Genomic DNA, 13,239 nt, shown 5'->3' with positions numbered 1-13,239 from the left:
TGAATGACGGAACAACTTCATTTTTCTGCGCTCTGGCCGCACTGGCCGGAGCTGCTGGCGGGGCTGTGGGTGACGGTTCAGCTGACGGTACTGGCGACGGTCGGCGGCCTGGCTATCGGCATCTTCGGCGCCGCTATTCGTAGCGGGCGGCCATCCTGGTTCAGCCGTTTGTGGGGCGGCTACGTGGAGCTTATCCGCAATACGCCGTTTGTGGTTCAGCTGTTCTTTATCGTCTTCGGTCTGCCTAACCTCGGGCTGAAGATGACGGCAGGCGAAGCCGCGCTGCTGGCGATGGTGGTCAACCTTGGCGCCTACAGCACCGAGATCGTTCGCGCCGGGATCCAGGTGACGCCAAAAGGCCAGTGGGAGGCCGGGCGTGTGCTGGGGCTGAGCCGCACGCAGACTTTTATTCGGGTGGTGTTGCCGCCGGCGCTGCAGCGGATTTACCCGGCGCTGGTCAGTCAATGCATTATCGTGATGCTGGGATCGTCGGTGGTGTCGCAGGTCTCTTATGAAGAGCTGACCTTTGCCGCCAACCTGATCCAGTCGCGGACGTTTCTGAGCTTTGAGGTCTATCTGGTGACGACGGGGATCTACTTAGTGCTTTCGATAACCATGCGTCAGCTGCTGATGGCGGCAGGGCGAAAATGGCTGGGGGTGCAGGCATGATGGTCACCTTTACTGACTGGGATATTATTCGCAATCTGCTGCTGGCCGGCCGCTGGACGGTGCTGCTGTCGCTGGTGGCGTTTATTGGCGGCGCGCTGGTGACGTTGCCGCTGCTGCTGCTGCGCCTCACCGGCGGACGCCAGGTTAAGCGCCTGATCCGCGGCTATATCGAGCTGTTTCAGGGGACGCCGCTGCTGATGCAGCTGTTTCTGGCCTTCTTCGGCGTGGCGCTGTTCGGCATTGACGTCTCGCCGTGGACCGCCGCGTCGCTGGCGCTGACCTTCTACACCAGCGCCTTTTTACTCGATATCTGGTTCGGCAGCATTCGCGCGTTGCCGAAAGGGCAGTGGGAAGCTTCGCGCTGTCTGGGCCTCAGTTTCGCCCAGACCTTGTTTCGCGTCATTGCGCCGCAGGCGCTGCGTATCGCCATTGCGCCCACCGTGGGGTTTGCGGTGCAGGTGGTGAAAGGCACCGCGCTGGCGTCGATTATCGGCTTCGTCGAACTGACCAAAGCTGGCACGATGCTGACCAACGTGACCTATCAGCCGTTTAAAGTCTTTGCGCTGGTGGCGCTGGGCTACTTCATTCTGTGCTACCCGCTGTCCCGCTACAGCCGCTATCTGGAGAATAAATTCAATGCCTCTCATCACCATTAATCAGATGCAGAAGTACTACGGCGACAACCACGTGCTCAAAGGTGTCGATCTGGACATCGAGATGGGCGAGGTCATTTCGATTATTGGCCGTAGCGGCTCGGGGAAAAGCACGCTGCTGCGTTGCATCAACGGGCTGGAAGGGTATCAGGACGGCAGCATTAAGCTGGGCGGCATGACCATTACCGACCGCGATTCGCAGGCCCGCGAGATCAGCCGTTCCGTCGGGATGGTGTTCCAGAATTTTAACCTGTTTCCGCACATGACCGCGCTGGAGAACGTGATGCTGGCGCCGCGACGGGTGCTGAAAAAAAGCGCCGCCGAATGTCGTGAGCTGGCGCAGCGGATGCTGGAGAAGGTCGGCCTTGGCGATCGGCTGGACTATTATCCCTCGAGCCTCTCCGGCGGCCAGCAGCAGCGGGTGGCGATTGCCCGCGCGCTGGCGATGTCGCCAAAAGTGTTACTGTGTGACGAGATTACCTCGGCGCTGGATCCGGAACTGGTGGGCGAAGTGCTCAAGGTTCTCGAGCAGCTGGCTGCCGAGGGAATGACGCTGATTCTCGTCACCCATGAAATGAATTTTGCCCGTGAAGTGGGCGATCGGGTGGTGTTTATGCATCAGGGACGGGTCTGGGAGCAGGGTGACAGTAAAACGCTGTTTGCCAACCCGCAGACCAATGAACTGAAGCAGTTTATCTCCTCCGTTCGCGGCCTGAATTAATCAAAGGACTCTAAAATGGATATCGCTCAATTTTCGCAACTCAACCCGCCGCCGCGCCTGCTGATGGGGCCGGGGCCGATTAACGCCGACCCGCGCGTGCTGCGCGCCATGTCGAGCCAGCTGATTGGTCAGTACGATCCGGCGATGACCCACTATATGAATGAGGTTATGGCGCTGTACCGCGGGGTGTTCCGTACCGAAAATCGCTGGACGATGCTGGTGGACGGCACCTCGCGCGCGGGAATCGAAGCGATTCTGGTGTCGGCTATTCGCCCTGGCGATAAGGTGCTGGTGCCGGTATTTGGCCGCTTCGGCCATCTGCTGTGCGAAATCGCCCGCCGCTGTCGCGCCGAGGTTCACACTATCGAGGTACCGTGGGGCGAAGTCTTCACCCCCGATCGGGTTGAAGACGCCATCAAACGCGTGCGTCCGCGCCTGCTGCTGACGGTACAGGGCGACACCTCGACCACCATGCTCCAGCCGCTGGCGGAGCTGGGCGATATCTGTCGCCGTCACGAGGTGCTGTTTTACACCGACGCTACCGCCTCGCTGGCCGGCAATGCCCTGGAGACCGATGCCTGGGGGCTGGATGCGGTATCCGCAGGGATGCAGAAATGCCTCGGCGGCCCGTCCGGTACCTCGCCGATTACCCTCAGCGCGCGCATGGAGGAGGTGATTCGCCGCCGCAAATGCGTGGAGGAGGGCATTCGTACCGACGCCCATCTTGATGGCGTGGATGAGATGGTTTACTCCAACTACTTCGACCTCGGCATGGTGATGGACTACTGGGGGCCGGAGCGCCTGAATCACCACACCGAGGCCACATCGGCGCTGTTTGGCGCTCGCGAATGCGCGCGACTGATCCTGCAGGAGGGGCTGGATCGGGGGATCGCCCGACATAAGCTGCATGGCGATGCGCTGCTCAAAGGCATTCAGGCGATGGGGCTGGAGACCTTTGGCGACCTGAAACATAAGATGAACAATGTGCTCGGAGTGGTGATTCCGCAGGGCATCAACGGTGACCAGGTACGGAAGCTAATGCTGGAAGATTTCGGCATTGAGATCGGCACCTCCTTTGGCCCGCTGCATGGCAAAGTGTGGCGCATCGGCACCATGGGCTATAACGCGCGGAAAGATTGCGTGCTGACCACGCTCAGCGCTCTGGAGTCGGTACTGAATTACCTGAAATTCTCTACCGCCCAGGGAGCGGCGATGCAGGCGGCGTGGGATCACTATTGCAGCGAGAGTGCGCGATGAATCAATCAACACGCCAGCAGGCGGAGATGATGGCGGCCGCGGAGCGGGTGATGGCCCGCGCCGATGAGCTGGCCGCGATCAGCGAAACGGCAGAAGGGCTGACCCGGGTGTATCTCTCGCCGCAGCATTTGCAGGCCAATCAGCAGGTGGCGCGCTGGATGACGCAGGCGGGAATGACCGTCTGGCAGGATAGCGTCGGGAACATCTGCGGGCGTTATGAAGGCGAGCAGGAGGGGGCGCCGGCAATTCTGCTGGGATCTCATCTGGATACGGTACGCAATGCCGGGCGCTATGACGGCATGCTGGGAGTGCTTACGGCGATTGACGTGGTGGAAAACCTGCATCGGCAGGGGCTTCGCCTGGCGAAAGCGATAGAGATTGTCGGTTTCTGCGATGAAGAAGGGACCCGTTTTGGCATCACGTTGCTGGGCAGTCGCGGCCTGACGGGAAGCTGGCCGGAGAGCTGGCTGGCGCAGACCGATGCTCAGGGGATCAGCGTGGCGCAGGCGATGGCGCAGGCCGGACTTGATCCTGCGCGAGTCGGCCTGGCGGCGCGTCCGACGGCGGATATCGCCGGCTATCTCGAGCTGCACATTGAGCAGGGGCCGTGCCTTGAGCAAGCGGAGCTGGCGCTCGGCGTGGTGGAGGCCATCAACGGCGCCCGCCGCCTGAACTGCCGTTTTACCGGCGAAGCGGGCCACGCCGGAACGGTACCGATGAGCCAGCGTCGGGATGCGCTGGCCGCCGCCGCCGAATGGATGGTCCTCATTGAGACGACAACCCGGCAGCACGGGGGAAACCTGGTGGCTACGGTGGGGACGCTGCGCTGCGCCCCGGGCGCGGTTAACGTCATTCCCGGCGAGGTGGCGCTGACTCTGGATATTCGCGGCCCGCAGGATGGTCCGCTCGACGCGCTGCTCACCACGCTGCTGGATGCCGCGCAGGCGATAGCCGCCCGTCGCCATCTGCGCTTTGCCGCCGAAGCGTTCTACCACATCGCCGCGACCGCCTGCGATCGGCGGCTACAGGCGGTGTTGACGCAAGCCGTCACCGAGGTTCAGGGGCGCTCGCTGTCCCTGCCGAGCGGCGCCGGGCACGATGCGATCGCCATCGCCGAACGTTGGCCGGTAGGCATGCTGTTTGTGCGCTGCAAAGGCGGCGTCAGCCACCACCCGGCGGAATCCGTTACCTGCCAGGATGTGGCGTTGGCTATTGCGGCGTTTCGCCGCGCGACGCGGGCGCTGGCCGAAAACGCATAAGCCGTCCCGCGCGGTCGCACTAGCGGCTTCTTCTGCGCCGGCGCCGCGCTGAGGGCCGCTGATCGGCGGCTGATTGACCGAAGTGACGGGCTATTTTTACCCGAAAGTAGCACAAAGTGCTAAATATGCGGATGATGAACTCTATACCATCCGCGGCACTGACCTCGTCGCCATGGATTGGTAGTCAGTTGGAATCATTCCGCGGGGTCAGTCTGCTCTTCTTGTTAAGCATCGATGACGCCTTTAACCCTCAGATAATCATCATTTTTATTCGCTGAAAATTCCCCGACTGTTATGCTACTTGTGAAAAGATATGCTGCTGACGAGAGACATGCCGATGCTGAATTCAGAACAGAGTATTAATATACAGACGCAGTCCTCCCGTTCCGGGATGAATCTTTTCTCCGCATTACTGATAATTATCGCCGTTTCCGCATTGTGTATTGTGATTTCGAAACCATTAGGTCCCTGGGACGTTATCTTCGCCAACGCCGGGCTGTATATTGATCTGTTAGCCTTATTGTTCCTGGTGTTTATGTTATGGATTTCGGCAAAAGTCAGAATGAGTTATGTCGCGGTAAACTGGGTGCGCTACGGGCTGTTGCTCTGGATAGCCGGCTGTACCTTTGATGTAATGGACGAAATATTTGTCCAGCCGAAATGGATGGGCTATTACTGCGAAGATCTGCTCCGTCTTTCCGGCATGCTGTTGACGACCATCGGCATCTATAAAATTATCGAGCGTATTAACGTGCTGTACGTCGACGCGCGTTCTCAATCGTTAAAAGACGAGCTTACTCAACTGCCTAACCGGCGTTTTTTCATTGATACCATCCGGGAAAAACAGGGCCACCAGCTGGCGCTGATGATTCTGGATATTGATTTTTTCAAGAACATCAATGATACCTACGGCCATCTGGTGGGCGATGAGGTGCTATTTGCGTTGGGTAAACAGCTGGCAAAATTAACCAGCGATAAAATTCTGCCGGCCCGGATTGGCGGCGAAGAGTTTGCCATTATTGTTGACGGGATGCCGGCCGAAGAGGTGCGCAACCTGGCGCAGTCCATTCTGGAGAATGTCCGCTCCATTCTGATTAATCATGATTATCCGCTGTCGGTCAGCATTGGCGTCGGCATGCGTGAAAAAGGTGAAGCGCAGGATGCGTTTATTAAGAAGGTGGATGAAGCGCTCTACCAGGCGAAACATAACGGCCGTGGACGCGTCGAGTGGGCCACATCCTGAGGCCGCCGCTATCCCTGCTGCGCGCTGCGACAATGGCGGCGATATTCAGAAGGGGAGCGTTCGGTATAGCGTTTAAACACCCGGTAAAAATAGTTACTGTCGACAAAACCGCAGTTATGGGCAATCTCTTTGACTTTTAAATCGTAACCCCGCAGCAGCTTTTTGGCCTGCTCGAGCCGGACGCGGGTCAGGTATTCGTTAAAGCCGACGGAACCCGACTTCTGAAAAATGTGCGACAGGTAGTTGGGGGTGATATGAAAACGTTTCGCCACCGATTCGCGGGTTAACGGCTGGCTGAGATTCTCCTCCAGATAATCCTGTACCGCCATAAACAGGTCGCGGCTACGGCTGACCCGCATCTCCAGGCCGACCAGCTGTTCAAGGCAGTGGCTCAGCAGCGCCGACACCACCAGCCGGGCGGTGACCGGGTCTGGCTGCAGACATATTTCGTTCAGCGCCAGCAGCAGATAAGAGCCCACGCGCGGTCCCAGGCGAGCGACGCTCTGTTTCTCCGTTCGCAGCCGTTTACCGTCCCAGTGCTGGATGCAAAACCCCAGCTTTTGCCTGCCAAATAAAATACTTAAGGTCGATGCCTGACCGGTCCACTGCGGACAGGTCCATTTTCCCGCCTGAACATAAAGCACCTGTGATGTTGACAGCACCATATCGGACAAGGGTAAACCGTTCTCCCGCAGCTCCCCCTCCAGCACAATTTCCAGACGCGGAAACGCGACCTGATAGGCCAGTTCCGGGACAGAAATATCCGGTTCCGGGAACCTGACCAGCAGCCTGTCCTTCTGATTGACCAGACGATTTAAAATACCCGGCAGATCTTCAATCATCCCTTCACCCCGAGAGCGAACTATTATCCTGTTGAATATAATCTATTTAATACCCGCAGATCTCTTTTAGATCGCCCGATTGAGCGCCCGGAGCCGGCCTGCGGCCGCCCGCAGCTCAGAGTTTGATGATCATCACACTTTGTCTCCCCGCGTACGGATGTCCAGTTTTTCGTAGGAATCGCCTCATGTTTTTCCCCTGGCCGACGATTAGAGTTTATTTCGTGTTATCGAAAGGTTAAGGAAAGGAAATATGGAACATCAATCTGCTGTCTATCTGGATGCCCTCGGCGCCAACATCGCCTTATCCGCCAAAATGAAACAGGAGCTGGATACGCTTGGCTACACCGTGGTGCATCATCTGGCCGACCCGGCATGGCTGGCGGCGATGCGCGAGCTCATCGATGCGCTTGTCGAGAGCGAGGGAGATAACCTGGCCATGGAACACCATCAGGAGGCGACCGCGACGCGTATTGCCAATCTGGTGAATAAAGGGGTGATTTGGGAGAAGGTGTGGTCCCATCCGCTGGTGCTGTCGGCCTGCCGCTATATTTTTCAGGGCGACTTTAAAGTGTCCAGCCTGAATGCGCGCGAGGCGCTGGTTAACGGCGGCCACCAGCCTCTACATGCCGACTGGAAAAAACCGCGTCCCGATTTTCCCAAAGTGCATCTGGTCAATACCATTTGGGCAATCGATGATTTGAGCGCCGAGAATGGCGCCCCGCGAATTATTCCCGGTACGCATCTGCGCCCGGAACTGCCCGAAGAGGTCCTGAGCGACCCTGAACTGCCGCACCCGGATGAGGTGGTGTTTGCCGCCCCGGCGGGGAGCGTGATGATTTATAACGCGCATACCTGGCACGGCGGAACCTGCAATATCACCGGCAGCAGAAGACGGGTGCTGCACGGTTTATACATTGACCGCCAGGACAGCGCGCAGCAGGACCAGCGGCTCTGGTTAAAGCCGGAAACCGCCAGTCGCCTGACGCCGGCGCAAAAATGGCTGCTGGATGTGGAGTAACCCGGTGCGCCGTGGTGTCCGTTTTTTGCCAGGTGGCGGCTACGCCTTACCTGGCCTACGAAACGGTTGCGTCCTGGGCGGCGGGGTAAATCCCTTGTCCGGGCTACGGTGTGCACCGGCTGTAGCCCCGGTAAGCGTAGCGTCAGCGGGGAGAGATTCCCTGGCAGCGGGGTAAATCCCTTGTCCGGGCTACGGTGCGCACCGGCTGTAGCCCCGGTAAGCGTAGCGCCACCGGGGAGAGATTCCCTGGCGGCGGGGTAAATCCCTTGCCCGGCTACGGTGTGGCACCGGCTGTCGCCCCGGTAAGCGTAGCGCCAGAGGGGAGAGACTCCCGGGCAGCGGGGTAAATCCCTTGCCGGGGCTACGGTGTGCACCGGCTGTAGCCCCGGTAAGCGTAGCGCCACCGGGGAGAGGCTCCCGGGCGACAACCCGGCAGACGCTAGCGGTTCGTCTTCCCTGGGAGGCAGTGGAATGAGCAGGCCGTTCTCAGGGGATATCTAAATAAACGATCGGCTTTTTCATGATGCTTTTTACCGCTTCAGCGATGTGCTGCGGCTGGAGTAAAAACGTTTTGATGCTGGTTTTAATCGTACGCTGACCGCAAAAGCGCCTGGCGTCGTCGATTTCAATATCCGTGACCAGCAGGACGACATCGGCCTGGGCAATATCGTCGGGGGTAATTTTATTCTCAATCCCCAGCGCGCCCTGGGTTTCGATTTTGATCTGCCACTTTTCGTGGTGGCCGACTTTTTGTAAACGTTCCGCCGCCATATAGGTATGGGCCACGCCGCTCACACAGGCCGTGACCGCAACGATCTTGAGAACCATAGCATCCTCCGGGCATTAGCCACCGACAGTTACGCGAAAACCAGCTTGTTCAGCCATGAGAGTGAATCGGTTCATTTCTGCTGCCGATGGCGCACCGACCTTTGCCATCGCCCATCTCTTGCCCAACAGCGAGTATTTCGGCTCGCCATATTGGTGAAACGGCAGCAGGTGAATGTCAGACAGGGCAAACGGCGCCAGGAAGGAGAGAATCTGGCTGAAGTTCTTTTCACACAGGGTAAAGCCGGGAATGAGCGGCACTCTGGGAATGACGTGAATGCCATTTTCCACCAGCCGGCGGAAATTTTCCAGCACCCGGGGGAGATCCATGGCGAGCTGCTCTCTGGCCTGCCCGGGATCCATGATTTTCAGATCAAACAGCACTTCGTCGCACGCCTGGGCAAGAGGGTAGACGCGGCTGAAGGCGGCGTCGCCCGCCGTTTCTATTGCCGTGTGGATCCCCCACTGGCGCAACGCGCGTAAGAAGCGGGTGGCAAACCCGGCCTGCATTAACACCTCTCCGCCCGATAGTGTGACGCCGCCGCCCGAGGCGCGAAAAAAGATCTCATCTTTCAGCACCTCTTTGAGCAATGCTTCCTGAGTGACATCGCGGCCAATCTGCTCCCATGCACCGGAAGGGCACTCTTCGACGTCCCGCTGGCAATGCGCGCAGTGGAGACAGCGGCTTTCCCGGCGCACGGTTTCAATTTTGGGCGAGAGGGATTCCGGGTTGGCACACCACGGGCAGGTGTGTGGGCAACCTTTAAAAAAGACGACGGTTCTGATCCCCTGGCCATCGTTGAGCGAGTAGCGCTGGAGATTGAAAATGCGCGCCCGGTCGGCGCGCGTCTCGATAACGTCACAGTTGATGCGTGGTGCGGTGGATAATGTCATCCTGGATCTCCTTCGATAACTCCACAAAGAAGGCGCTGTAGCCGGCGACGCGTACCACCAGGCCGGCGAAATCCTGAGGGCGCTGCTGCGCTTCCCGCAGCGTCTGTGCGTTGACCACGTTAAACTGGATATGCTGTAGCTTCAGGCTGGTGAAAGCCTGTAAGAAATCGGCCAGCTTGTTGAGCCCGCTCTCTCCGCTCAGGGTCGCCGGGGTGAACTTAACGTTCAGCAGCGTGCCATTGGAGAGCAGGTAGTTATCCAGCTTGCTGACCGATTTCAGGACCGCCGTTGGCCCCTGAGAATCCTGGCCGACCATCGGCGACAGACCGCCATCGGCTAACTGCTCGCCGGCCAGGCGGCCATCCGGGGTTGCGCCGACCACTGAGCCGAGCGGGACGTGTGCCGAGACGGTATACGAACCGGGGGTGAAATGCCCGCCGCGCGGGTTGCGGTACTGCTCAACCTCTTTACAGTAAAAGCGCAACAGGTCGGCGCTGATATTGTCCACCTCATCGATATCGTTGCCATATTTTTCAAAGCGGTGAACCAGGCGGGCGCGGATTTTCTCGCCTTCCGGCGTCTGGAAATTGGCCTTGAGGACCTGAATCAGCTCGTCGTAGCTCATGCGCTGCTGGTCGAAGACCATCCCCTTGAGCGCATGCAGGGAGTCGCTGAGATTGGCGATACCAATCCCCTGCACGCCGGAGAAGTTGTAGCGCGCGCCGCCTTCGGTGATGTCCTTTCCGTGCAACGCACAATCCTGAATAAACGAGGAGAGCAGGGGAACCGGCGCCTGATCCCGATGGCCGAGGTCGCAAATGTTGCTGCCTTCGACCATCAGCTTGATGTAGTAGCGGGTCTTCTCGCGGATCTGCTGAATCAGCCCGTCCCAGCTGATATCGGGGTTACCTTCGTTCTCCAGCATCACGATTTCCATCACCTTCAGCAGGTTGAACATCGCAATATCGTGCAGCCCATAGGTACGGCCGGGGATGGAGAGTTCGACGCAGCCCACGACGGCATAATCTCGCGCATCCTCCAGCGAGACGCCGCGGTTGAGAAAGGCCGGAACCACCACTTCGTCGTTGAAAATTTGCGGGATCCCGGTGCCTAAGCGGATGGTTTCCGCCGTTTTGTGCAGGAACGGGCGGTCGATCAGTTCGTTGACCCGCACCCCGAGATTGGGCTGCGGTAGACGGACGTTCTGATAGGCATCCAGCGCGAGAAAGGAGAGCACGTTTACCGCGCTGCGCCCGGTCTCGCTCAGGCCGCCGAGCAAGGCGGTATAGCCCGTCGGGAAGCCGGCAAAGTAGCGGGCGCTGCTGGATGAGCGCAGCAGGACGATATCGTTGCACTTGACCCACAGCGATTCCAGCAGCGTTTTCAGGAACGCGGGATCCTCGCCGCGGGTTAACGACGCCTGATAAAACGGCAGCATATACTGGTCAAAACGGCCAAGTGAAATCGAACTGGCGTTGGACTCGTACTGCAGAATGATGTTCATGTACCAGAACAGCTGGCAGGCCTGCCAGAAATCCTCCGGGCGATGCTCGGCGTTATGACGCGAATGAGCGGCAATCGCCTCCAGCTCCTGGCGTCGCTGCGGATCGTTGCAGCGGCGGGCCATGTCAGCGGCGAGGGTGGCGTAACGCAAAATGTGGCGCTGCGAGGCCGCCAGTAAAATCAGCACCGCCTGATAAAAATCGTTCTCCGGATGCTGCCGGGCCAGGGTTTTCATTTCCACCGTCAGCGCCGCCAGTCCTTTATTCAGCAGACGGGGATAATCAATAATGATGTGTCCCTGGCCCTTGTCGGTCTGGTTGATGCTGAAAATCTGCGTGCGTACCGCCGCTTTCACCTCGTCGGTCATCTGTGCGTTAATGACATCTTTCATCGAGCGTTTTTCCCAGTACGGGAACAGCGCTTCACGGTAGATGCGCTTGTCTTCGTCGCTGATGGCGAAGCGATCCTGCGGACGGACCGGGAACCGATCCAGCTCGTTAAGCAACCAGTAGGGGTCCATCTCGGGGGAGACGATGCCGGCGCGCGGTTTGATTGTCCGGTTGCCGGCAATCAGTTCATCATCACGAATCGAAATCTGTACATGGTCAAGGATCCAGGCGGTGGCCTTCGCCCGACGAATCATCGTCGGCTCACCCTCGGTGCGTTTGTGGCTTTCGGTATAGAGCAGGGCGCGTTCGAGCGAGATTTCCCGGGGGTGAGCGAACAGGCTTGCTATTAAGCGTTGGGTACGATTGGTCATGACAAACTCCATGTGAACGCCCTCTCCACGCGCGGATTGAGGCAATTCGCGACGCGGTTCGCGCACGGACTGCCGGTCACGATGACGCTCGTGGAGCGAGGCGCTGAGTCTTGCGCAGCGTCGCTGCGCGTGACGGTATTCAGGCTTTCTGCGAAAGATGGCTGTCGATTTTGTTCATAATGGCGTCAGCCCGCTTCACGGCATCGCTGATATTGACGCGAACGATGGTTTTACCGGCAAAACGCTCTTCACTCTTGATGCCGATATCTTTGGTCAGAATCACGATATCGGCGCTGGCGACATCGTCTGCCGACAGCTCATTCTCAATACCGATGGAGCCCTGAGTCTCCACCTTGACCTGCCAGCCTTTGGCTCTGGCGGCGCTCTCCAGCGACTCTGCTGCCATGTAGGTGTGTGCGACTCCGGACGGGCAGGCGGTAACGGCGATAATCCTGGTCATAAACTCTTCCTTCTGCGGTTTCAGTTAATTTCGAAATCAAGATCCAGTTCGTCATCGGCTTTGGCTGCTGACGCTTTCTTCTTCGTGAGGGCTTTAAGTACGATGACGCAGGCGGCGCTGACAAATGCCCCGACCAGCAGGCCGATAATGAACCCGCCTTTACCCTCAACCACCGGCAGGACAATCAGTCCACCCCAGCCGGCGTAGCACTGAACGCCGAGCAGAGCGGTCGTCGCGCAGCCGCTTGCGGCGCCAATCATGATGGACGGGATGACGCGTAGCGGGTCGGCGGCCGCGAAGGGGATTGCGCCTTCCGACACGCCAACGCAGCCCATGACCAGGGCGGCTTTGCCCGTTTCGCGCTCCTCTGGCGTGAAGTATTTGCGCCCCATCAGCGTCGCCAGCCCCATGCCCAGCGGCGGAATGGCGATCCCGACGGCGGCGATAGCCACCACGCTATAAACCCCCTGGGAGACGCAGATCAGCATGAAGGCGTAGGCCACTTTATTGACCGGGCCACCCATGTCGAAAGCCAGCATCAGCCCCATGATGATGGCGAGGAGCACGATGCTGCCCTCGCGCATGCCCTGTAGCCAGGTTGTCAGACTGGCGGTGAGCGCGCCAATAGGTTCACCCAGCCCCCACATCATGATCCCGGCCGTAATAAAGGTGCCGATAATGGGGATAACAAAAATGGGCATCACGGAGCGCAGCACTTTGTGGACAGGGATTTTCTTCAGGTAGTAAACCACCAGGCCGCCGATCATCCCGGCGATCAGGGCGCCGAAAAAGCCGGCGCCAAAACTGTTGCCGACCCACGCGCCAATGGCGCACGGGGCCAGCGCCGCGCGGTCAGAAATGGAGTAGCCGATATAGGCCGCCAGAAAAGGCACCATCAGGGTCAGTCCGGCGACGCCAATATCAAACAGTTTTTTCAGGTTGGGATCCGTTGCGCCATCGGGCACGGCGCCCTTGCCGTACAGCATGACCGAGACGGCGAGGAGGATCCCGCCGGAGACCACAAAGGGAATCATATGTGAGACGCCGGTCATGAGATGCTGGCGTGTATTTTTTAGTATTTGCACCAGTTCGTTCATTGCTTGCTCCTGAGCGCGCTTGCGCTCGTGACAGTATT

General features: G+C 58.9%; 13 protein-coding genes. 7 read left to right on the top strand and 6 right to left on the bottom strand.

Translation table 11 applies throughout. From position 1 onward, the window contains the following. Positions 1 to 3: 3 nt before the first annotated feature. The 6 genes from AC007G_RS22165 to AC007G_RS22140 all read left to right on the top strand — a co-directional run bounded on the left by AC007G_RS22165 (position 4) and on the right by AC007G_RS22140 (position 5,802). Positions 4 to 669, top strand: a complete 666-nt coding sequence (locus AC007G_RS22165) for an amino acid ABC transporter permease (RefSeq protein WP_032688444.1) — start codon at positions 4 to 6, stop codon at positions 667 to 669. Next, positions 669 to 1,325 carry an amino acid ABC transporter permease gene (locus AC007G_RS22160; protein ID WP_032688617.1) on the top strand — a complete coding sequence of 219 codons (657 nt, stop codon included), beginning with the start codon at positions 669 to 671 and terminating at the stop codon, positions 1,323 to 1,325. The genes AC007G_RS22165 and AC007G_RS22160 overlap by 1 nt, the downstream gene beginning before the upstream one ends. Further along, positions 1,306 to 2,043, top strand: a complete 738-nt coding sequence (locus AC007G_RS22155) for an amino acid ABC transporter ATP-binding protein (protein ID WP_004860340.1) — start codon at positions 1,306 to 1,308, stop codon at positions 2,041 to 2,043. The genes AC007G_RS22160 and AC007G_RS22155 overlap by 20 nt, the downstream gene beginning before the upstream one ends. 15 nt (positions 2,044 to 2,058) lie before the next feature. Next, positions 2,059 to 3,300: a pyridoxal-phosphate-dependent aminotransferase family protein gene (locus AC007G_RS22150; RefSeq protein ID WP_049267604.1), complete on the top strand. Its 1,242-nt coding sequence runs from the start codon at positions 2,059 to 2,061 to the stop codon at positions 3,298 to 3,300. Then, entirely contained in the window at positions 3,297 to 4,559 is a 1,263-nt protein-coding gene (gene hpxK / locus AC007G_RS22145) for an allantoate amidohydrolase (RefSeq protein WP_032688442.1), read from the top strand. The genes AC007G_RS22150 and hpxK overlap by 4 nt, the downstream gene beginning before the upstream one ends. 337 nt (positions 4,560 to 4,896) lie before the next feature. Continuing rightward, on the top strand, positions 4,897 to 5,802 hold the full coding sequence (locus AC007G_RS22140; protein WP_032688616.1) for a GGDEF domain-containing protein: 906 nt from the start codon (positions 4,897 to 4,899) through the stop codon (positions 5,800 to 5,802). 8 nt (positions 5,803 to 5,810) lie between these two features. Here the strand turns inward: AC007G_RS22140 and AC007G_RS22135 are convergent, their stop codons facing one another. Beyond that, the gene (locus tag AC007G_RS22135; RefSeq protein ID WP_479466669.1) at positions 5,811 to 6,644 is read right to left on the bottom strand and encodes an AraC family transcriptional regulator; all 834 of its coding nucleotides are present in this window, start codon (positions 6,642 to 6,644) and stop codon (positions 5,811 to 5,813) included. A gap of 250 nt (positions 6,645 to 6,894) precedes the next feature. Here AC007G_RS22135 and AC007G_RS22130 point away from each other — a divergent pair, with 250 nt between their 5' ends. Beyond that, positions 6,895 to 7,662 carry a phytanoyl-CoA dioxygenase family protein gene (locus tag AC007G_RS22130; protein ID WP_032688440.1) on the top strand — a complete coding sequence of 256 codons (768 nt, stop codon included), beginning with the start codon at positions 6,895 to 6,897 and terminating at the stop codon, positions 7,660 to 7,662. 486 nt (positions 7,663 to 8,148) lie between these two features. On the opposite strand, the gene AC007G_RS22125 is transcribed toward AC007G_RS22130, so the two are convergent. The 5 genes from AC007G_RS22125 to AC007G_RS22105 form a co-directional block, all read right to left on the bottom strand. Then, on the bottom strand, positions 8,149 to 8,490 hold the full coding sequence (locus AC007G_RS22125) for a PTS fructose-like transporter subunit IIB (protein ID WP_032688439.1): 342 nt from the start codon (positions 8,488 to 8,490) through the stop codon (positions 8,149 to 8,151). Between the two features lie 15 nt (positions 8,491 to 8,505). Beyond that, on the bottom strand, positions 8,506 to 9,381 hold the full coding sequence (locus AC007G_RS22120; RefSeq protein WP_047664593.1) for a [formate-C-acetyltransferase]-activating enzyme: 876 nt from the start codon (positions 9,379 to 9,381) through the stop codon (positions 8,506 to 8,508). Then, a complete protein-coding gene (locus tag AC007G_RS22115; RefSeq protein ID WP_032700341.1) occupies positions 9,347 to 11,644 on the bottom strand; it encodes a formate C-acetyltransferase in 2,298 nt (765 codons plus the stop codon). The genes AC007G_RS22120 and AC007G_RS22115 overlap by 35 nt, the downstream gene beginning before the upstream one ends. 139 nt (positions 11,645 to 11,783) lie before the next feature. Then, on the bottom strand, positions 11,784 to 12,104 hold the full coding sequence (locus AC007G_RS22110; RefSeq protein ID WP_032688436.1) for a PTS fructose-like transporter subunit IIB: 321 nt from the start codon (positions 12,102 to 12,104) through the stop codon (positions 11,784 to 11,786). A gap of 20 nt (positions 12,105 to 12,124) precedes the next feature. Then, the gene (locus AC007G_RS22105) at positions 12,125 to 13,201 is read right to left on the bottom strand and encodes a PTS fructose transporter subunit EIIC (RefSeq protein ID WP_032695703.1); all 1,077 of its coding nucleotides are present in this window, start codon (positions 13,199 to 13,201) and stop codon (positions 12,125 to 12,127) included. Positions 13,202 to 13,239 lie beyond the last annotated feature (38 nt).

It is taken from the genome of Klebsiella sp. CSG-1, from assembly GCF_056521145.1.
The sequence above is the reverse complement of the archived record's forward strand: the minus strand, read 5'-3'. Positions and strand labels throughout refer to the sequence as shown.

Coding starts and splice junctions, on each gene's coding strand:
- AC007G_RS22165 (WP_032688444.1), top strand. CDS start 4: ATGACGGAACAACTTCATTTTTCTGCGCTCTGGCCGCACTGGCCGGAG.
- AC007G_RS22160 (WP_032688617.1), top strand. CDS start 669: ATGGTCACCTTTACTGACTGGGATATTATTCGCAATCTGCTGCTGGCC.
- AC007G_RS22155 (WP_004860340.1), top strand. CDS start 1,306: ATGCCTCTCATCACCATTAATCAGATGCAGAAGTACTACGGCGACAAC.
- AC007G_RS22150 (WP_049267604.1), top strand. CDS start 2,059: ATGGATATCGCTCAATTTTCGCAACTCAACCCGCCGCCGCGCCTGCTG.
- hpxK (WP_032688442.1), top strand. CDS start 3,297: ATGAATCAATCAACACGCCAGCAGGCGGAGATGATGGCGGCCGCGGAG.
- AC007G_RS22140 (WP_032688616.1), top strand. CDS start 4,897: ATGCTGAATTCAGAACAGAGTATTAATATACAGACGCAGTCCTCCCGT.
- AC007G_RS22135 (WP_479466669.1), bottom strand. CDS start 6,644: ATGATTGAAGATCTGCCGGGTATTTTAAATCGTCTGGTCAATCAGAAG.
- AC007G_RS22130 (WP_032688440.1), top strand. CDS start 6,895: ATGGAACATCAATCTGCTGTCTATCTGGATGCCCTCGGCGCCAACATC.
- AC007G_RS22125 (WP_032688439.1), bottom strand. CDS start 8,490: ATGGTTCTCAAGATCGTTGCGGTCACGGCCTGTGTGAGCGGCGTGGCC.
- AC007G_RS22120 (WP_047664593.1), bottom strand. CDS start 9,381: ATGACATTATCCACCGCACCACGCATCAACTGTGACGTTATCGAGACG.
- AC007G_RS22115 (WP_032700341.1), bottom strand. CDS start 11,644: ATGACCAATCGTACCCAACGCTTAATAGCAAGCCTGTTCGCTCACCCC.
- AC007G_RS22110 (WP_032688436.1), bottom strand. CDS start 12,104: ATGACCAGGATTATCGCCGTTACCGCCTGCCCGTCCGGAGTCGCACAC.
- AC007G_RS22105 (WP_032695703.1), bottom strand. CDS start 13,201: ATGAACGAACTGGTGCAAATACTAAAAAATACACGCCAGCATCTCATG.